General features: G+C 69.5%; 18 protein-coding genes. 15 read left to right on the top strand and 3 right to left on the bottom strand.

Annotation, left to right across the window (positions count from 1 at the left end; translation table 11 throughout):
• Nucleotides 1-73: 73 nt before the first annotated feature.
• The 5 genes from dacB to ACX12F_RS26185 are packed head-to-tail and all read left to right on the top strand — an operon-like array spanning nucleotide 74 to nucleotide 6,310.
• Nucleotides 74-1,444, top strand: coding sequence for a D-alanyl-D-alanine carboxypeptidase/D-alanyl-D-alanine endopeptidase (gene dacB, locus ACX12F_RS26205; RefSeq protein WP_459370516.1), 1,371 nt, complete (start codon nucleotides 74-76; stop codon nucleotides 1,442-1,444).
• Nucleotides 1,432-2,490 carry an Rv3626c family coenzyme F420 biosynthesis-associated protein gene (locus ACX12F_RS26200; RefSeq protein WP_459367170.1) on the top strand — a complete coding sequence of 353 codons (1,059 nt, stop codon included), beginning with the start codon at nucleotides 1,432-1,434 and terminating at the stop codon, nucleotides 2,488-2,490. The genes dacB and ACX12F_RS26200 overlap by 13 nt, the downstream gene beginning before the upstream one ends.
• Nucleotides 2,469-3,443 carry a tRNA lysidine(34) synthetase TilS gene (gene tilS / locus ACX12F_RS26195; protein WP_459367169.1) on the top strand — a complete coding sequence of 325 codons (975 nt, stop codon included), beginning with the start codon at nucleotides 2,469-2,471 and terminating at the stop codon, nucleotides 3,441-3,443. The genes ACX12F_RS26200 and tilS overlap by 22 nt, the downstream gene beginning before the upstream one ends.
• A 58-nt stretch (nucleotides 3,444-3,501) precedes the next feature.
• Nucleotides 3,502-4,065 (top strand): hypoxanthine phosphoribosyltransferase, encoded by a 564-nt coding sequence (hpt, locus tag ACX12F_RS26190; RefSeq protein WP_459367168.1) that lies wholly within the window; start codon nucleotides 3,502-3,504, stop codon nucleotides 4,063-4,065.
• A 19-nt stretch (nucleotides 4,066-4,084) separates the two neighbouring features.
• A complete protein-coding gene (locus ACX12F_RS26185) occupies nucleotides 4,085-6,310 on the top strand; it encodes a molybdopterin-dependent oxidoreductase (protein WP_459367167.1) in 2,226 nt (741 codons plus the stop codon).
• Here the strand turns inward: ACX12F_RS26185 and ACX12F_RS26180 are convergent.
• From ACX12F_RS26180 to ACX12F_RS26170, 3 genes are read right to left on the bottom strand one after another with little or no spacing between them, the layout of a single operon-like run.
• Nucleotides 6,307-7,026, bottom strand: a complete 720-nt coding sequence (locus ACX12F_RS26180) for an SIMPL domain-containing protein (RefSeq protein WP_459367166.1) — start codon at nucleotides 7,024-7,026, stop codon at nucleotides 6,307-6,309. The genes ACX12F_RS26185 and ACX12F_RS26180 overlap by 4 nt on opposite strands.
• A gap of 21 nt (nucleotides 7,027-7,047) precedes the next feature.
• The gene (locus tag ACX12F_RS26175; protein WP_459367165.1) at nucleotides 7,048-8,223 is read right to left on the bottom strand and encodes an LLM class flavin-dependent oxidoreductase; all 1,176 of its coding nucleotides are present in this window, start codon (nucleotides 8,221-8,223) and stop codon (nucleotides 7,048-7,050) included.
• A complete protein-coding gene (locus ACX12F_RS26170; RefSeq protein ID WP_459370515.1) occupies nucleotides 8,220-9,152 on the bottom strand; it encodes an alpha/beta fold hydrolase in 933 nt (310 codons plus the stop codon). Before ACX12F_RS26170 ends, ACX12F_RS26175 begins: the two co-directional genes overlap by 4 nt.
• Before the next feature lie 151 nt (nucleotides 9,153-9,303).
• Between ACX12F_RS26170 and ftsH the strand changes: the two genes are divergently transcribed.
• From ftsH to panD, 10 genes are all read left to right on the top strand, one after another.
• A complete protein-coding gene (gene ftsH / locus ACX12F_RS26165; protein ID WP_459367164.1) occupies nucleotides 9,304-11,553 on the top strand; it encodes an ATP-dependent zinc metalloprotease FtsH in 2,250 nt (749 codons plus the stop codon).
• An 8-nt stretch (nucleotides 11,554-11,561) separates the two neighbouring features.
• On the top strand, nucleotides 11,562-12,170 hold the full coding sequence (folE, locus tag ACX12F_RS26160; protein ID WP_459367163.1) for a GTP cyclohydrolase I FolE: 609 nt from the start codon (nucleotides 11,562-11,564) through the stop codon (nucleotides 12,168-12,170).
• 20 nt (nucleotides 12,171-12,190) lie between these two features.
• A complete protein-coding gene (gene folP / locus ACX12F_RS26155) occupies nucleotides 12,191-12,994 on the top strand; it encodes a dihydropteroate synthase (RefSeq protein WP_459370514.1) in 804 nt (267 codons plus the stop codon).
• Nucleotides 12,987-13,361, top strand: a complete 375-nt coding sequence (gene folB / locus ACX12F_RS26150; RefSeq protein ID WP_459367162.1) for a dihydroneopterin aldolase — start codon at nucleotides 12,987-12,989, stop codon at nucleotides 13,359-13,361. The genes folP and folB overlap by 8 nt, the downstream gene beginning before the upstream one ends.
• On the top strand, nucleotides 13,358-13,873 hold the full coding sequence (gene folK / locus ACX12F_RS26145; RefSeq protein WP_459367161.1) for a 2-amino-4-hydroxy-6-hydroxymethyldihydropteridine diphosphokinase: 516 nt from the start codon (nucleotides 13,358-13,360) through the stop codon (nucleotides 13,871-13,873). The genes folB and folK overlap by 4 nt, the downstream gene beginning before the upstream one ends.
• Entirely contained in the window at nucleotides 13,873-14,349 is a 477-nt protein-coding gene (locus tag ACX12F_RS26140; protein WP_459367160.1) for a DUF3180 domain-containing protein, read from the top strand. The genes folK and ACX12F_RS26140 overlap by 1 nt, the downstream gene beginning before the upstream one ends.
• 78 nt (nucleotides 14,350-14,427) lie before the next feature.
• A complete protein-coding gene (locus ACX12F_RS26135) occupies nucleotides 14,428-15,507 on the top strand; it encodes a DUF6779 domain-containing protein (RefSeq protein ID WP_459367159.1) in 1,080 nt (359 codons plus the stop codon).
• Nucleotides 15,508-15,587: 80 nt separating this feature from the next.
• Nucleotides 15,588-16,514, top strand: a complete 927-nt coding sequence (locus ACX12F_RS26130; protein WP_459367158.1) for a Rossmann-like and DUF2520 domain-containing protein — start codon at nucleotides 15,588-15,590, stop codon at nucleotides 16,512-16,514.
• Nucleotides 16,511-17,467: a pantoate--beta-alanine ligase gene (panC, locus tag ACX12F_RS26125; protein WP_459367157.1), complete on the top strand. Its 957-nt coding sequence runs from the start codon at nucleotides 16,511-16,513 to the stop codon at nucleotides 17,465-17,467. Before ACX12F_RS26130 ends, panC begins: the two co-directional genes overlap by 4 nt.
• Nucleotides 17,467-17,874: an aspartate 1-decarboxylase gene (panD, locus tag ACX12F_RS26120; RefSeq protein WP_459367156.1), complete on the top strand. Its 408-nt coding sequence runs from the start codon at nucleotides 17,467-17,469 to the stop codon at nucleotides 17,872-17,874. Before panC ends, panD begins: the two co-directional genes overlap by 1 nt.
• Nucleotide 17,875: the final 1 nt, after the last annotated feature.

Raw genomic sequence — 17,875 nt, 5'->3', positions numbered from 1 at the left:
TAACCGGGTACACCTTAGACGAGCGATACCCTGCTCAGTGACATCCGACGACCCGGAGCAGTTCAGGAGCATCATGCGGCCCACCCGGTGGCGCCGATCGACCCACGTGGTGATCGGTGTGGCAGTTCTGGTGCTGGTCGCCGCGCTGGTGGCAGCGGCCGCAGTGATGACGAGGCACGAGGCCGTGCCCACAGCCGGGACGGCCGTCAAGCCCCGACCGGCGCTCGTCACGCCCCGACCCGGCGTGCAGCCGGTCTCCGACTCCGCCGCGCAACCGGTGCCCGGGCAGCTGGCCGCCGTGCTGGCGCCGCTGGCGGCGAACCCGAATCTCGGCATGCTGGGCGGCAGGGTCACCGATGCCGTCACCGGCACCCAGCTGTGGGCCCAGGGCGCGAGCATCCCGTTGCAGCCCGCGTCCACGAACAAGACGCTGACGGCCGCCGCCGCGCTACTCACGCTCGACCGCAACGCCCGGCTGACCACGACGGTCGTATCGGGCGACACCCCCGGCGTCGTGGTGCTCAAGGGCGGCGGCGACCCGACGCTGTCCGCGGCACCGCCCGGCACCGACACCTGGTACGGCGACGCGGCCCGCATCTCCGACTTGGCCGACCAGATCCGCAAGGCCGGCATCACACCCACGGCCGTGCAGGTCGACGTCAGCCTCTACTCCGGCCCGACGATGGCGCCGGGCTGGGACCTTGCCGACATCGAGGGCGGTGACTGGGCTCCGATCCAGTCGGTGATGATCGACGCCGGTCGTGTTCAACCCACCACCGTGGAGTCCAGGCGGTCGACCACCCCGGCGCTCGACGCCGGGCGGGCCCTGGCTGCGGCGCTGCGCGTCGATCCCGCCGATGTGACGGTCCGCACCACGCCGGCCGGCGGCCAGCAGCTCGCGGCGGTGCAATCCCCGCCGCTGATCGAGCGCCTGCGCGAGATGATGGGCGCCTCCGACAACGTCATTGCCGAGTCGATCGGCCGCGAGGTCGCCGCCGCGGTGAACCAGCCGCAGAGTTTCGACGGCGGGGTCCGCGCCGTCCTCGGGCAGCTGGCGAAGGCGGGACTGACGACTTCGGGTGCGACGCTGTTCGATGCCAGTGGCCTGTCGGTCAACGACCGGCTCACCGCGACCGTTCTGGACGACGTGGTCAATGCCGCCGCGGGCAACAGCGAACCCCGCCTGCGCCCGCTGCTCGACGCCCTGCCGATCGCCGGTGGCAGCGGCACGCTCTGGAACCGCTACGCCGACACCCCGTCGGCCGGATACCTGCGGGCCAAGACCGGCTCGCTGACGGGTACCAACGCGCTGGCGGGCATCGTCACCGACCAGAGCGGACGGGTCCTGACCTTCGCCCTGATCTCCAACAACGCCGGTCCGGAAGGTCGCACCGCGCTGGACGCCCTGGCTGCGGCGTTCCGGTCCTGCGGGTGCGGCTCGTGAGCCGGACGCCGACCGTCGGTCGTGCCGTCGACTGGGGCTTCGCCGCCACGGTCGGTGCCAAGCTGACCCGCCCCGAGCCGGAGACCACCGACTACACCCGCAACCAGGTGCGCGAGCAGCTCGCCGATTCGGCCGGCCGGGCCGAGCTCCCGGTGCGGGAGGTCACGCTGCTGGGCGAGGGCGCCGACGTGCCCGAAGCGCGCGTCGTCGACCGGCGGGACTGGGTGCGCGCCGCCACCGAATCGATGCGGGTGATGACGGGCGGCGAGGCATCAAGTGCCAGAGGTCTTGCCGCGATGCTGGGTGGGCGGATCGCGGGCGCGCAGACCGGCGCGGTGCTGGCGTTCGTGTCGTCGGGCATCCTGGGGCAGTACGACCCGTTCGCGGCCAATGGGGGTCAGCTCCTCCTGGTCGCCCCGAATGTGATTGCCGCAGAACGGCAATTGAAGGTCGATCCCACCGACTTCCGGCTCTGGGTGTGTCTGCACGAAGTGACGCACCGCGTGCAGTTCCGCGCCAACCCGTGGCTCACCGACCACATGTCGCAGGCACTGGCGGTCCTGACGGACGAGTCCGGCCTGGATGCCGGTGACATCGCCGGCCGGTTGGCCGAGTACGTGCGCGCCCAGCGCAGCGGCGAGGCCGACCCGAATTCGCAGGGCATCCTGGGCGTCATGCGCATCATGCAGTCCGACGAGCAGCAGCGCGCGCTGGACCAGTTGCTGGTGTTGGGGACCCTGCTGGAAGGTCACGCCGACCACGTGATGGACGCCGTCGGGCCTGCGGTGGTGCCGTCGGTGGCCACCATCCGCAGCCGGTTCGACGAGCGTCGGCACCGCAAACATTCGCCGCTGCAACGGATCCTCCGCGCACTGCTCGGCGTCGACACCAAAGTGGCGCAGTACACCCGCGGCAAGAAGTTCGTCGACGAGGTGGTGTCGACGGTCGGCATGACGCGGTTCAACGCGATCTGGACAGACGGCGAAACCCTGCCGCTGCCAACCGAAATCGACGAGCCGCGGCGATGGATCGATCGAGTGCTCTGATGTCGTTGCGCGCGGCCGTCACCGGCTTCGCGCGCCGGCATCCGGCCGACCGCTGGTGCGTCGGGCTTTCCGGGGGCGCCGACTCGCTGGCGCTGACTGCTGTTGCGGCCGCCCTGAAACCGACCACCGCCTTGATCGTCGACCACGGTCTGCAATCCGGATCGGCGGAGGTGGCGGCCACGGCCGCCGCTCAAGCCAGGAAACTGGGTTGTGTTGACGCCCAGATCATTTCCGTCGACGTCGGCACCGCTGGCGGCCCAGAAGGTGCCGCCCGTACCGCGCGGTATGACGCGTTGAACCAGGCCCGCGGCGGGGCGCCGGTGCTGCTGGCGCACACGCTCGACGATCAGGCCGAGACGGTACTTCTCGGGTTGGGCCGGGGTTCGGGCCCGAGATCCATTGCCGGCATGCGGGTTTGGGACCCGCCGTGGGGTCGTCCCCTGCTGGAGGTACGGCGTGCCGCCACCGAGGCCGCCTGCGCCGAGCTGGGGCTCACGCCGTGGCAGGACCCGCACAACACTGACCCGCGCTACACCCGCGTGCGGCTGCGCACCGAGGTGCTGCCGCTGCTCGAAGAGGTGCTGTCCGGCGGGGTCGCGTCGGCGCTGGCCCGCACCGCCGCCGCCCTGCGGGAGGACAACGACGCTCTCGACGCCCTGGCCGCCGGGCATCTGGCCGCACTGCGCAGCGACTCAGTACCTGGCACCGCTGCCGGCCTGACCGTCGCCGGACTCGAGGATCTCCCCGCTGCCCTGCGGCGCCGGGTGATCCGCGGCTGGCTGCTGGACGTCGGAGCCACGGCGCTCACCGACGTGCAGCTGCGCGCCGTCGACGCGCTGGTCGGGGACTGGCACGGGCAGGGCGGCACCGCGGTGCCCTCGCCGCTGCGGTATCAGCGGCTCGTGGTCACCCGCCGCGCCGGAATGCTCACAGTCGCCGCCCGGCCCGTGTGAGCGACTGCGCAGCGGGACGGTCTTGGTACTGGGCGAGCAGGCATGGCACGCTGTTGCCGTGGATCTGTACCCGGGTGACATCAAGTCGGTTCTCCTGTCCGAGGAGCAGGTTCAGGCGCGCATCGCCGAGATGGCCGCGCTCATCGCCGCGGACTATCGCGCCGACTCCGGCGACCAGGATCTGCTGCTGATCACCGTGCTCAAGGGCGCGGTCATGTTCGTCACCGACCTGGCGCGCGCGATCCCCCTGCCGACGCAGCTGGAGTTCATGGCCGTCAGCTCATACGGGTCGTCGACCTCGTCGTCGGGCGTGGTGCGCATCCTCAAGGACCTCGACCGCGACATCAGCGGCCGCGACGTGCTGATCGTCGAGGACATCATCGACTCCGGCCTGACCCTGTCGTGGCTGCTGCGCAACCTGGCGACCCGGGGACCGCGCTCGCTGCGCGTGTGCACGCTGCTGCGCAAGCCCGATGCCATGCGCGCCGACATCGACGTCGCGCACATCGGGTTCGACATCCCCGATGAGTTCGTGGTCGGCTACGGCCTGGACTACGACGAGCGCTACCGCGACCTGCCGTACATCGGCACGCTCGATCCCAAGGTGTACGAACAGCACTAGCCGGAGCAGAATCGCGTGCATGAGCACCGCACTCCGGATCTGCCCCTTCTGTGAAGCCACCTGCGGCCTGACCCTCACCATCGACGACGGTCGCGTGACCGGCGCGCGTGGTGACCACGACGACGTCTTCAGCGCGGGATTCATCTGCCCCAAGGGGGCCAGCTTCGCTGAACTCGACAACGACCCCGATCGGCTGACGCGTCCGCTCGTGCGCCGCGACGGCGTGCTGACCGAGTCCACCTGGGACGAGGCCTACGCCGTTGTCGCCGAGCGACTCGGCGCGGTGCTCGCCGCGCACGGGGGTGCGTCGGTGGGGGTCTACCTGGGTAACCCGAACGCGCACACCATCGCGGGGGCGCTTTATGCCCCGCTGATCGTCAAAGGTCTGGGCACCCGCCAGGTGTTCAGCGCCAGCACCCTCGACCAGATGCCCAAACATGTCGCGTTGGGCCTGATGTTCGGCAGTCCGGGCGCGTTCACGGTGCCCGACCTCGATCGCACGGACTACCTGGTGATCATCGGCGCGAATCCGCTGGTGTCCAACGGCAGCGTGACGACCGCTGCCGACTTCCCCGGCAAGCTGCGGGCCCTGAAGAAGCGCGGCGGCAAGCTCGTGGTCATCGACCCGGCCCGTACGCAGACCGCCAAGCTCGCCGACCGGCACCTGGCCCCGCGCCCGGGGACCGACGCGGCGCTGCTGCTCGCCGTCGTGCACGTGCTGTTCGACGAGGGCCTGGTCGACCTCGGCGCGAACGCCGAGCACGTCATGGGTGTCGAGCAGGTTCGGGCCCTGGCCGACGACTTCGCGCCGGAAGCGGTCGAGCAGGCCTGCGGGATCGACGCCGCCGAGATTCGCCAGCTGGCCCGTGAGCTGGCAGCGGCACCCACGGCGGCCGTGTACGGCCGGATCGGTACCTCCACAGTCGAATTCGGCACCATCGGCAGCTGGCTGGTCGACGTGATCAACGTCCTCACCGGCAACCTCGACCGGCCCGGCGGCGTGATGTTCCCGCTCGGTGCAGCCGTGCCGGCGCCGCGGCCGGCAAAGCCCGGCCGCGGGTTCCGAACCGGGCGGTGGGCCAGCCGGGTCTCGGGCTACCCCGAAGTGATGTCCGAGTTGCCGGCCGCCGCGCTGGCCGAGGAGATCGACACCGCGGGCGACGGCCAGATCAAGGCGATGATCACCATCGCCGGCAACCCGGTGCTGTCCGCGCCGGACGGCGACCGGCTCGACAAGGCTTTGGACAGAGTGGAATTCATGCTGTCCGTCGACCCGTATCTCAACGAGACCACGCGGCACGCCGACGTCATCCTGCCGCCGCCCCCGCCATCGCAGAGCCCGCACTTCGACGTCCTTCTGAACAATCTCGCGGTGCGCAACAACGCTCGCTACTCGCCGCCGGTGCTGCCGCTCGCGGGCCGGCCCGACGAGGCCGAGATTCTGTCTCGTGTCGCATTGGTGTTGTACGGCATTGGGGCGCAAGCTGATCCGGCCCTCGTCGACGCACAGGTGATCGCCACGACGCTGGCCAAGGAGACGCAAGATCCCGATTCGCCGGTCGCCGGGCGCGACGTCGACGAACTGACCGGCATGCTCCCCGCGGGCCCCGGTTATGAGCGCCGGCTGGACATGATGCTGCGGCTCGGGCCCTATGGCGATGCGTTCGGCACCAAGCCCGACGGGCTGACGCTCGAGAAGCTCAAGGCCAATCCGCACGGCATCGACCTGGGGGCGATGCGGCCGCGGATTCCCGAAGTACTCCGAACCCCAAGCGGGCGAATCGAACTCGCGCCGGAGCCGATCGTCGCCGACGTGGCGCGGCTACGCGAGGCGCTGGGCCGCTCGGCCGGGGGCTTCCTGCTCATCGGCCGCCGTCACCTGCGCTCGAACAACAGCTGGATGCACAACCTGCCCGCGCTGTCCGGCGGAACCAACCGGTGCACCTTGCAGATTCACCCCGACGATGCCGCCGATCTGGGCCTCACCGACGTCGCCATCATCAAGGGTCCCGGCGGTGAACTGCTGGCCCCGATCGAGGTGACCGACGTGATGCGGCGCGGCGTGGTGTCGCTGCCGCACGGCTGGGGCCACAACCGTGGCGGCACCGGTCAGCAGCTCGCGAGCAGCCACCCGGGCGTCAACGTCAACCAGCTCAACGACGGCACCCACCTGGACCGGTTGTCCGGCACCGCGGTGCTGAACGGGATTCCCGTGGAAATCTCCGCGATTTCTCCGGCCGGTTAGCCCAGGTCCCAGATCACCGTCACCGAGAAGTTGACGGTCTGCTGGCCGGGGGACAGCGGCACGGCTTCGGCCATGGCCATCCTCGGGGCGGGCATGGGTGTCGGAGTGGTGCCGCCGGTCGCTTCGGAGATCGAGACCACCTTGCCCAGATTCAGGCCGGACAACTGGGCGTACTGCTGGGCGCGGTCCTTCGCGTCGTTGAATGCGCGGGTACGGGCATCCTTGACCAGCTGCGAGTCGTCGTCGATGGAGTAGGCGACATTGCTGATCCGGGTGGAATTGCCACCGGCCTCGACGATCTTCGCCAGCACCTGCGATGCGGTGTCGAGCTTGCGGACCTTGATGTCGATGGTGTTGCTGGCCCGGTAGCCGGTGATGACGGAGTCGCGGTAGTCGGGCTGCAGCTCGACCTGCTTGGTGGCGATGTCCTTCTTGTCGATGCCGGCCCCGGACAGCGCGTCGAGCACCGCTTGCTGACGGCTGCTGGTCTGGTTCATCGCGGCGGTGACGTCCGGCGCGGTGGCTTCGATGGACGCGGTGACGTTCAGCGTGTCCGGCGTGCCCTGGACCTTGCCGGTGCCGACAACGGTGACTTGGCGGCTTTCCGGTTTGGCAGTCGAATCGGAGTCGGAACCGCAGCCGGCGACGCCGACGGCTCCGGCGATCGCGAGTCCGGCGAGGGTCAGGGCGGCGGTGCGTCGGGTCGCAGATGGCATGACGTCCACCGTACCGATCGATCAGGACTCGTTGGTGTGCTCGGCGATCGCGTTGACGACGGCCTCGCCGACCCGGCCGAACAACTGGTCGCGCATGCCCTTGGCCCATTCGTGCGAGGCGTGCGGCGCGGTGAGGTGGCCCTTGAAGTGCGGGATCACCTCGCGGGCGAACAACTCGTACGAGTGCATCGTGGCCGCGGGGGGCGCCCAGTCGTGGCCGAGCATCAGGAACGTGCCGAAGCCGCCCGACCGGTCCAGCATGTCCTGGATGTAGCCGATGGCGTCGGCGGGCGTGCCGATGCAGCAATTGCCCTTGGCCGCATAGTCTTCGACGAACTGCCGCGACGTCGGCGCCGGGCCGGTCTGGCTGCCCAGCGGGACGAAGCCGGCCGCGCCGAAGTAGTTCGAGAAGTCCTCCAGACCGTACGTGCAGTCCTCGATGGCCTGCTCGCGGGTGTCGGCCAGGTGGACGACGCCGAGGACCCGCCAGCTCCGCCGGTCCGGTTCGGGACGCCCGGCCTTTGCGGCCTGGTCGCACACGATGTCCCAGGTGGTCTCGAGGGCGGCGTAGCCGCCAGGTACCGACATCGACAGCGACAGCAGCGACGTGCCCAACTGCCCGGCCAGCCGGGGTCCGGACGGGGAAACCATTGCCGCCGTGGATATTTCGGGATAGGGCCAGGTGTACGGCCGGATGTGCAGGGCGGCGTCGCGCAGGGTAAACCAGTCGGTCTCCCGGGAGATCCGTTCGTCGGGACCGGCCCGGAACAGGGCCAGGATGGCCTCGAGGGACTGCTGCATCATCGGCCGCTGGTGCACCGGGTCGATGCCCATCATGTAGGCGTCCGACGGCAACGCGCCGGGGCCCGTGCCGAACATGACCCGGCCGCGGGTCAGGTGGTCGAGCAGCACCCAACGGTCGGCGACCATCAGTGGATGGTGATACGGCAGCGACACCACGCCGGTGCCGAATCGGATGTTCTTCGTGCGCTCCGCCGCGGTTGCGATGAACACCTCGGGACAGGCGATCAATTCGTAACCGCCGGAATGGTGTTCGCCGAACCAGACCTCGTCGTAGCCCAGCTGGTCCAGGCGCACGGTGCGTTCCAGGTCGTATTCCAGTGCAGTGGTGGGGGATTGGCCGACAGGGTGGAACGGCGTGATGAAAGCCCCGAAATCCAGTGGGCGAAACGTCATTTCAGTCCTTCGATGAAGTCGATGAGGGTGGCGTTGACCTCGTCGGGCCGCTCCTGCTGCAGCCAGTGCCCGGCACCGGGGATCATGACCTCCCGGTAGTCGCCGGTCACGACGTCGCGGACCCGGTCGCGCGGGGTGAATCTCAGCACCGGGTCGGCGCTGCCGGCCAGGAACAGGGTCGGCACCGTGATGGTCGGGGCGGGCGTGGTCGCCGTCAGCTCCCAGTTCCGGTCGAAGTTGCGGTACCAGTTCAGCGGACCGGTGAAACCGCTTTCCGTGAAAGCCGCTACGTATGACTCGAATTCGTCTTCGGTGAGCCAGTCCGGCAACGGCGGCAGCGGGGCGCCGACGAGTGAGTCCGGTGGTGCGGCGAAGCCTTCCTCCGCGATCATGCGGCGCATCGTGCTCCGGGGATCGCGTCCCAGGGCCGCGTCGGCCACCCCGGGCTCCTGGAAATACAGCATGTAGAAGTAGTTGTCACCGACCCGGCGGCGCCAGATCTCGGTCGGCGGTGCGGATGCCCGCGGCACCGGCGGCACACTCAGTGTGGCCACCGCCCGCACCCGGTCGGGGTGCAGCAACGCGAAGTTGCACACCACCGGCGAGCCCCAGTCGTGCCCGACGAACACCGCGCGCTCGGCGCCTCCGCCAACTTCCGAGTCGAGCAGTCCAACTAGATCTCCCGTGAGATGGACGATGTCGTAGTCCTCGATCGCCGGCGGGCGCGACGAGCCGGCGTAGCCCCGTTGGTCGGGGGCCAGCACGTGGTAGCCGGCTGCGGCCAGTGCCGGAATCTGGTGCCGCCACGAGTACGCCAGTTCCGGGAAGCCGTGCACCAGGACAACGATGGGGGCCCCGCGGTCCCCGGCTTCGGTGACCTGCAGCTGCACGCCGCCCGTCTCGACTAACCGTTTGGTGGACGTGATCACCGTCTCACAAAAGCACAGCGGCCGTGCGGCCGGAAAGAGGTACCACTGCCGGGAACTGCCGATCGTTTGCATAGCGGTAACCTGTGAACTATCCCGCATCTGTGTATCGGAAGGACCTGGCCGACGAGTATTCGCCGGCCGAAATATGTCGATGAAACGAAAAAACGTCATCCGCACCCTGACCGTCGTCGCGGTCGTGTTGCTGCTGGGTTGGTCTTTCTTCTATTTCAGTGATGACACCCGTGGTTATCACCAGGTCGACACGTCTGTCGCGGTCGCCCAGATCAACGCCGGGAACGTCACCGGCGCCCAGATCGACGACCGGGAGCAGCAGGTCCGGCTGGACCTGAAGAGCGTCGGCCCGGACACCGACAACAGCAACAAGATCATCACGTCGTTCCCGACGGGCTACGCGGTGCCGCTGTTCGACGCGCTCAACGGCAAGAACGTGAAGACCAAGACGGTCGTCAACCAGGGCAGTATCCTCAGCTCGCTGCTGATCTACCTGCTGCCGCTGCTGCTGCTCGTCGGCCTGTTCTTCATGTTCTCCCGGATGCAGGGCGGCGGCCGCATGGGCTTCGGCTTCGGCAAGTCGAAGGCGAAGCTGCTCGGCAAGGACATGCCGAAGACGACGTTCGCGGACGTCGCCGGCGTGGACGAGGCCGTCGAAGAGCTCTACGAGATCAAGGACTTCCTGCAGAATCCCAGCCGCTATCAGGCTCTCGGCGCCAAAATCCCCAAGGGCGTGCTGCTCTACGGCCCGCCCGGTACCGGTAAGACGCTGCTGGCGCGTGCCGTCGCGGGCGAGGCCGGGGTGCCGTTCTTCACCATCTCCGGTTCGGACTTCGTCGAGATGTTCGTCGGTGTCGGTGCCTCGCGCGTGCGCGACCTGTTCGAGCAGGCCAAGCAGAACAGCCCCTGCATCATCTTCGTCGACGAGATCGACGCCGTCGGTCGCCAGCGCGGCGCCGGCCTGGGCGGCGGTCACGACGAGCGCGAGCAGACGCTGAACCAGCTGCTGGTCGAGATGGACGGCTTCGGCGACCGCCAGGGCGTCATCCTCATCGCCGCCACCAACCGGCCCGACATCCTGGACCCGGCCCTGCTGCGCCCGGGCCGTTTCGACCGTCAGATCCCGGTCTCGGCGCCCGACCTGGCCGGCCGCAAGGCCGTGCTGCGGGTCCACTCCGCCGGCAAGCCCATCGCGCCCGACGCAGACCTGGACGGCCTGGCCAAGCGCACCGTCGGCATGTCCGGCGCCGACCTGGCCAATGTCATCAACGAGGCCGCGCTGCTGACCGCGCGCGAGAACGCCACGGTGATCACCGGACCGGCGCTGGAAGAGGCCGTCGACCGCGTCGTCGGCGGCCCGCGTCGCAAGGGCCGCATCATCAGCGAGCTGGAAAAGAAGATCACCGCCTACCACGAGGCCGGGCACACCCTGGCCGGCTGGGCCATGCCGCACCTGGACCCGGTCTACAAGGTGACCATCCTGGCCCGCGGCCGCACCGGCGGGCACGCCGTCGCGGTCCCCGAGGACGACAAGGGCATGCAGACCCGCTCCGAGCTGATCGCGCGTCTGGTGATGGCCATCGGCGGCCGCGCCGCCGAGGAACTGATCTTCCGCGAGCCCACCACCGGCGCGGTGTCCGACATCGAGAACGCCACCAAGATCGCCCGCGCCATGGTGACGGAGTTCGGTATGAGCGCCAAGCTGGGCGCGGTCCGCTACGGCACCGAACACGGTGACCCGTTCCTGGGCCGGACCATGGGCACGCAGGCCGACTACAGCCATGAGGTCGCACAGCTCATCGATGACGAGGTGCGCAAGCTCATCGAGGCCGCACACACCGAGGCCTGGGATGTGCTCACCCATTACCGCGATGTGCTCGACACCCTCGCCGGCGAGCTGCTCGAGAAGGAGACGCTGCACCGTCCCGACCTGGAGCGCATCCTGGTCGACGTCGAGAAGCGCCCCCGGCTGACCTTGTTCGACGACTTCGGCGGCCGGATTCCGTCGGAGAAACCACCCATCAAGACGCCCGGCGAGCTGGCCATCGAGCGCGGCGAGCCGTGGCCGCCGCCGGTCGAGGAGCCGGCTTTCAAGGCGGCGATCGCCGCGGCCAGTCAGGCTGCCGCGGGCGTGAACGGCACCAACGGCGCGCACGCTGCGCCGAACGGTCAACCGCAGCATGGCCAGACCCAGCCGAACTACGGTGCACCCGCGGGCTGGCAGGCCCCGGGCTGGCCGCCGCAGGGGCCGCCTCAGCACGGCCACCACCATGCACAGCAGGGCCAGTGGTACCCGCAGCCGGGCTGGGGTCAGCCCGGTCCGCCGCCTGGCTATCAGCCGTATCCGCAGCAACCGGCACCGCCGCCGGCCACACCCAACGACGAGTAGGCGCATAGATGACGCGGTCGCAGATCCATTCGGCCACGCTCACCGTCCCGAAGTTCGATCACGATCGAGCCGAGGCCGCGGTGCGTGAGCTGCTGCTGGCAGTGGGCGAGGACCCGGACCGTGACGGCTTGCGGGACACGCCCGGCCGCGTCGCGCGCGCCTTCGAGGAGATCTTCGGCGGCCTGTACACCGACCCCGACGCCGTCCTCGACACCACCTTTGACGAGGGCCACGAAGAACTGGTGCTGGTCAAGGACATCCCGATGTACTCGACCTGCGAGCACCATCTGGTGTCGTTCCACGGTGTCGCACACGTCGGGTACATCCCGGGTGAGGACGGCCGGGTGACCGGCCTGTCCAAGATCGCGCGGCTGGTCGATCTGTACGCCAAGCGGCCGCAGGTGCAGGAGCGGCTGACCGGCCAGATCGCCGACGCCCTGATGCGCAAGCTGAACCCACAGGGCGCCATCGTGGTGATCGAAGCCGAGCACCTGTGCATGGCGATGCGCGGGGTCCGCAAGCCCGGCGCGGTGACCACCACGTCGGCGGTGCGCGGCCAGTTCAAGACCTCCGCGTCGTCGCGGGCCGAGGCGCTGGATCTGATCCTGCGGAAGTGAGTTCGCTCAGTACGCAGGTCATGGGCGTCGTCAACGTGACGGCCGACTCGTTCTCCGACGGCGGACGCTTCCTCGACCACGATCGCGCCATCGCGCACGGTCTGACGCTGGCGGCCCAGGGGGCGCAGATCATCGACGTCGGCGGCGAGTCCACCCGGCCCGGCGCGGCTCGGCTGGATCCCGAGGTCGAGCGCGGCCGCGTGCTGCCGGTGATCAAAGAGCTTGTCGCGCATGGCATCACGGTCAGCGTCGACACCATGCACGCCGACGTGGCCGAGGCCGCCCTGGCATGCGGCGTCCACCTCGTCAACGACGTGTCCGGCGGGCGGGCCGACCCGAACATGGCCCCGCTGCTGGCCGACGCGCAGGTGCCGTGGGTGCTGATGCACTGGCGGGAGGTCGACGCCGACCAGCCGCACCGGATTCCGGAGTACTCCGATGTGGTGGCCGACGTGCGGGCCGAACTGCTCGCCGCGGTCGACGACGCCGTCGCAGCGGGGGTGGAGCCGGGCAACGTGATCATCGACCCGGGTCTGGGCTTCGCCAAGTCGGCGGGGCACAACTGGGCGCTGCTGCGGGCGCTGCCGGAGCTGGTAGCCACCGGGATTCCGGTGCTGGTCGGGGCGTCGCGCAAGCGATTCCTCGGCACCCTGCTCGCGGGTGCCGACGGCACACCGCGTGAGCCCGACGGCCGGGAGACGGCGACCGCGGTCATCTCGGCGCTGGCCGCGCAACATGGCGTGTGGGGGGTCCGGGTGCATGATGTGCAGGCGTCGGTGGATGCGGTGAAGGTGGTCTCGGCCTGGGAGGGCGTGCGTGGCTGATCGAATCGAATTGCGGGGCTTGACCGTTCGCGGGCACCACGGCGTCTTCGACCATGAGCGTCGCGACGGGCAGGACTTCGTCGTCGACATCACCGTGTGGATCGACCTGGCCGCCGCCGCGTTGAGCGACGAGTTGTCGGACACCCTCGACTACGGTGCGCTGGCCCAGCAGGCCGCGGACATCATCGCCGGGCCGCCGCGGAATCTGATCGAGACGGTGTCCGCCGAGATCGCCGATTCGGTGATGAACGACCAGCGTGTCCACGCCGTCGAGGTGGTGCTGCACAAGCCCAGTGCCCCGATCCCGTTGACGTTCAACGACGTTGCGGTCGTGGCGCGCAGGTCCAGGCGGGGCGGCAGAGGGTGACGACCGTGGTCCTCTCCATCGGCTCCAACCTGGGCGACCGGCTCGCCCAACTGCAGTCGGTGGTCTCCGGATTGGGTGATGCCGTGCGGGCGATCTCGCCGGTCTACGAGACCGATGCCTGGGGCGGCGTCGAGCAGGGGGCGTTCCTGAACGCCGTGCTGCTGGCCGACGCCCCCGGACTCGACGGCCCGGGCTGGTTGCGCCGGGCGCACGAGTTCGAGAGCGCCGCGGACCGGGTCCGCGAACGGCGTTGGGGTCCACGCACTCTCGACGTCGACATCGTCAGCTGTCACGACGGCGATGTCGAAGTGCGCTCCGCCGATCCGGCGTTGACGCTGCCGCACCCACTGGCGCATCAACGCGCCTTCGTGCTGGTGCCGTGGCTGGCCACCGATCCCGACGCGGTGCTGACCGTGGACGGGCGACCTGTGCCGGTCGCCCATCTGCTGGCCGCGCTCGATGCCGGGGAACGCGATGGAGTGCGCCGCACCGACCTGGTGCTGGTGCCCTGATGGGACCGACCCGCAAACGCGATCTGGCCATCGGCACGGCACTGGCGACGATCGCCGCGTACCTGCTGGTGATCCTGGTGTACCGCTGGTTTCCGCCGATCACGGTGTGGACGGGGTTGTCGCTGTTGGCTTTTGCCGCCGCCGAAGCGGGGTGGGCCTTCTACCTGCGGGCCAAGATCAGGGATGGCGCCGTCGGGGTGGGGGCCGGCCGGATCCACCCGCTGGCGGTTGCCCGGTCGGTGGTGGTGGCCAAGGCGTCGGCCTGGGTCGGTGCACTGGCCCTCGGCTGGTGGCTCGGCGTGCTCGGCTACGTGATCCCACGACGGGGTGTGTTGCGGGTGGCCGCCGCCGACTTCCCGGGCGCCACGGTCGCGGCCGTCAGTGCGCTGGCACTCCTGGTGGCGGGCGTGTGGTTGCAGCATTGCTGCCGCGCCCCGCTCGAGCCGCCGGAGAAGTCTGACAGCGCAACCGAATAAGTAACGATCCGGCGGGGATGTGGGGAATCGCCGCTACGGGCGACCTGCGATGGGAACGCAAAACGGTACAGTCAGCGCATGATCGATCCGACCCGGGCGGCGCGCGGCAGGCGTGCAAACCGCAGGCCGGGTTGGTTGCTGCTGACCGCATTGTTGGTGCTGGCCATCGTCGCGAGCTCCGCACTCGTGTTCACCGATCAGGTCGAGTTGCTGAAACTGGCTGTGGTCATTGCCTTGTGGGCCGCGGTGGCGGCGGCGTTCGCGTCGTTCGTATACCGGCGCCAGGCTGATCTGGACCAGGCCCGCGCCCGCGACCTCAAGCTCGTCTACGACCTGCAGCTGGACCGTGAGATCTCGGCGCGTCGCGAATACGAACTATCGCTGGAATCGCACCTGCGCCGTGAGCTGGCCTCCGAGCTGCGCGCCCAGTCGGCCGACGAGGTCGCGGCGCTGCGCGCCGAGTTGGCCGCGCTGCGTGCCAACCTCGAGTTCTACTTCGACACTGACCTGGCGCACCGTCCGGCGCTCGAGACCGACCGCAGCGGGCAGGCCGTGCCTGTCGGACGGGTGGTCGCCAGCCGGATCGACGCCGAAGATCGGCCGGATCTGATGTCGGAGCCGAACACCGAAGAGAGCCCCATCATCGATGTGGCGGCCGAGCCGCATGTGCCGCCGGACCCGTGGGCACCGCCGCCCCCGCCGCCGCAGCCGCCATTCGGCGGCGCGCACCGTTTCCCCCCGCAGCCGGCGCCGTCGGACTGGCAGCCGTCCCCGGCCGAGGGCCAGTGGATCCCGGCCGGTCAGCCGGGCAGCAACTGGGCAGCAGCCGCGGCGCCGGAGCCGGTGCAGCCGCCGGCCCCGCCGGCCCCGCCGGCCGGGGACCGCGGCCCCGAGCCGACCATGACCCTGCCGGTCGTCCCGCCGGCGCCCGAGCCGGCCCCCGAACCGCCGCGCCGGGGCCGCCACGGCGCTCCCACGGAACCGGGCATGGAACCGCCCGCGGCAGAGACTCCTGTCACATCCGGCCGTCGGCGCCGTGCCGAGCCCGAGGATGAACCCGCAGGTCAGCACGTTGGCGGGCAGCCGGCGGCCGAATTGCTGGCGCGTCTGCAGGCCAACCCCAGCGGCGGCGGCCGTCGACGTCGCCGCGAGGACTGAGCTACGCTCTGCGGTGACCGTCCGGTACCTGCCAGGCAGGACCGGAACGAGGAGTAACCACCAATTGTGAGGTCGCTGCAATGAAGCAGCTCGACGGACTGCGTCCGGCCCGGCTCACTGTCGGAATCATTTCCGCGGGGCGGGTCGGCAGTGCGCTGGGTGTTGCGCTGGAGCGCGCCGACCACGTCGTCGTCGCCTGTAGCGCGATCTCCCATGCGTCCCGCGGCCGTGCGCAGCGGCGGCTGCCCGACACTGAGGTGCTGCCCGCCCACGATGTCGCCGCCAAGGCCGAACTCCTGTTGCTGGCCGTTCCGGACGCGGAGCTGACGTCGGTCGTCGCCGGCCTGGCGGCCACCGGCTCCGTCCGTCCCGGCACCATCGTCGTACACACCTCGGGCGCCAACGGCATCGCGGTGCTGGCGCCGCTGACCGAGCAGGGCTGTATCCCGCTGGCCATCCACCCGGCCATGACGTTTACGGGTGCGGACGAAGATGTGAGCCGTCTCTCCGAATGCTGTTTCGGCATCACCGCGGCCGACGACATCGGCTACGCCATCGCGCAGTCGCTTGTTCTCGAGATCGGCGGCGAACCGTTCCGGGTTCGCGAAGACGCCCGCACGCTCTATCACGCGGCCTTGGCACACGCCGGCAATCACGTCATCACCGTCGTCCTCGACGCCGTCGAAGCCCTGCGCGGTGCGCTGGCCGGTCAGGAACTGCTCGGCCAGGAGCTGGTCACGGGCGACCCGGCCGGCATCGCCGAACGCATTCTCGCGCCGCTGGCCCGGGCCTCCCTGGAGAACGCGCTGCAGCGTGGACAGAGCGCGCTGACGGGCCCGGTGGCTCGCGGTGACGGCGCCGCCGTCGCCGCGCATCTGGGTGCCCTCGAAGAGACGAATCTTGAACTGGCGCAGGCATATCGGGCCATGTCGCGGCGTACCGCGCAACGGGCCCACGCGCCCGATGAGGTTTTCGCTGTATTGAACGACTCTGGGAGAGCGCAGTGACCGATCGTAGGCCGCCGAAGTTCACCGCGGGCGAGCTGAACCTCTACACCCGTCCGACCGACGTGTCGGACGTGTCGCGGGTGCTGCGCTCCTCCGGACGGCGAGTGATGCTCGTACCGACCATGGGTGCGCTGCACGACGGCCACCTGGAGCTGGTGCGGTCCGCCAAGAAGGTGCCCGGCGCTGTCGTGGTGGTGTCGATCTTCGTCAACCCCCTACAGTTCGGTGCGGGCGAGGACCTGAACGCCTACCCGCGCACTCTGGACGCCGACATCGAGCTGCTGCGGGGTGAGGACGTCGACATCGTCTTCGCGCCCAGCGCGGCTGACATGTACCCGGGCGGTCAGCGCACCACGGTCATGCCGGGCCCGCTGGGCGCCGAGCTGGAGGGCGGCTCCCGCCCGACGCATTTCGCCGGCATGCTGACGGTGGTGCTCAAGCTGCTGAACATCGTGCGCCCCGATCGCGCGTTCTTCGGCGAAAAGGACTATCAGCAGCTGGTTCTCGTGCGTCAGATGGTCGACGACCTCAATCTCGACGTGCGCGTCCAGGCGGTACCGATCGTGCGTGAGAACGACGGTCTGGCCATGTCGTCGCGCAACCGCTACCTGGACCCTGAACAGCGGGAGCAGGCCGGGGCGCTGTCCGCGGCCCTGCTCGCCGGCAAGTACTCCGCGCCGCATGGCGCGGCCGCCGCACTCGATGCGGCCCGGGCGGTCCTCGACGAGGTTCCCGCCATCGACGTCGACTATCTGGAGGTCCGGGACCCCTGGCTGGGTCCGGCACCGGCAACGGGGCCGGCCCGCATGCTGGTGGTCGGCCGGCTCGGCAAGACCAGATTGTTGGACAACATCGCCATCGATATCGGCGCATCCGCAGGGATCGACGGTCACCCCAACGTGGGGTCTGCCGCCGACCAGGACGGAAGCCACGAATTACCTTGGAGGAATTGATGTTTCGCACCATGTTGAAGTCCAAGATTCACCGCGCCACGGTGACGCAGGCGGACCTGCACTACGTCGGCTCGGTGACCATCGACGCCGATCTGATGGATGCCGCCGACATCCTCGAGGGTGAGCAGGTCACCATCGTCGACATCGACAACGGCAACCGGCTGGTCACCTACGCCATCACCGGTGAGCGCGGGACCGGCATCATCGGGATCAACGGTGCCGCAGCGCATCTCATCCACCCGGGTGACCTGGTGATCCTGATCGCCTACGCCACCATGGACGATGCCGAGGCCCGCACGTACCAGCCGAATGTGATCTTCGTCGACGCGCAGAACCAGCAGATCGACTTCTCGCACGACGCCGCGCACGTCCCGGACGGTGTCGACGGCCTGCTCTCGCCGCGGTAAC

The sequence above is a fragment of the Mycolicibacterium sp. HS_4_1 genome (assembly GCF_054515875.1).
Note: the sequence above shows the minus strand (reverse complement) of the source record. Positions and strands in the feature narration are given on the sequence as shown.

Excerpts from the sequence above, each read along its gene's own strand:
- ACX12F_RS26185 (WP_459367167.1), top strand. The coding sequence starts at position 4,085 with ATGAGCACCGCACTCCGGATCTGCCCCTTCTGTGAAGCCACCTGCGGC.
- tilS (WP_459367169.1), top strand. The coding sequence starts at position 2,469 with ATGGATCGATCGAGTGCTCTGATGTCGTTGCGCGCGGCCGTCACCGGC.
- ACX12F_RS26135 (WP_459367159.1), top strand. The coding sequence starts at position 14,428 with ATGATCGATCCGACCCGGGCGGCGCGCGGCAGGCGTGCAAACCGCAGG.
- folP (WP_459370514.1), top strand. The coding sequence starts at position 12,191 with ATGGGCGTCGTCAACGTGACGGCCGACTCGTTCTCCGACGGCGGACGC.
- ftsH (WP_459367164.1), top strand. The coding sequence starts at position 9,304 with ATGAAACGAAAAAACGTCATCCGCACCCTGACCGTCGTCGCGGTCGTG.
- ACX12F_RS26175 (WP_459367165.1), bottom strand. The coding sequence starts at position 8,223 with ATGACGTTTCGCCCACTGGATTTCGGGGCTTTCATCACGCCGTTCCAC.
- dacB (WP_459370516.1), top strand. The coding sequence starts at position 74 with ATGCGGCCCACCCGGTGGCGCCGATCGACCCACGTGGTGATCGGTGTG.
- panD (WP_459367156.1), top strand. The coding sequence starts at position 17,467 with ATGTTTCGCACCATGTTGAAGTCCAAGATTCACCGCGCCACGGTGACG.
- ACX12F_RS26140 (WP_459367160.1), top strand. The coding sequence starts at position 13,873 with ATGGGACCGACCCGCAAACGCGATCTGGCCATCGGCACGGCACTGGCG.
- ACX12F_RS26130 (WP_459367158.1), top strand. The coding sequence starts at position 15,588 with ATGAAGCAGCTCGACGGACTGCGTCCGGCCCGGCTCACTGTCGGAATC.
- ACX12F_RS26180 (WP_459367166.1), bottom strand. The coding sequence starts at position 7,026 with ATGCCATCTGCGACCCGACGCACCGCCGCCCTGACCCTCGCCGGACTC.
- folE (WP_459367163.1), top strand. The coding sequence starts at position 11,562 with ATGACGCGGTCGCAGATCCATTCGGCCACGCTCACCGTCCCGAAGTTC.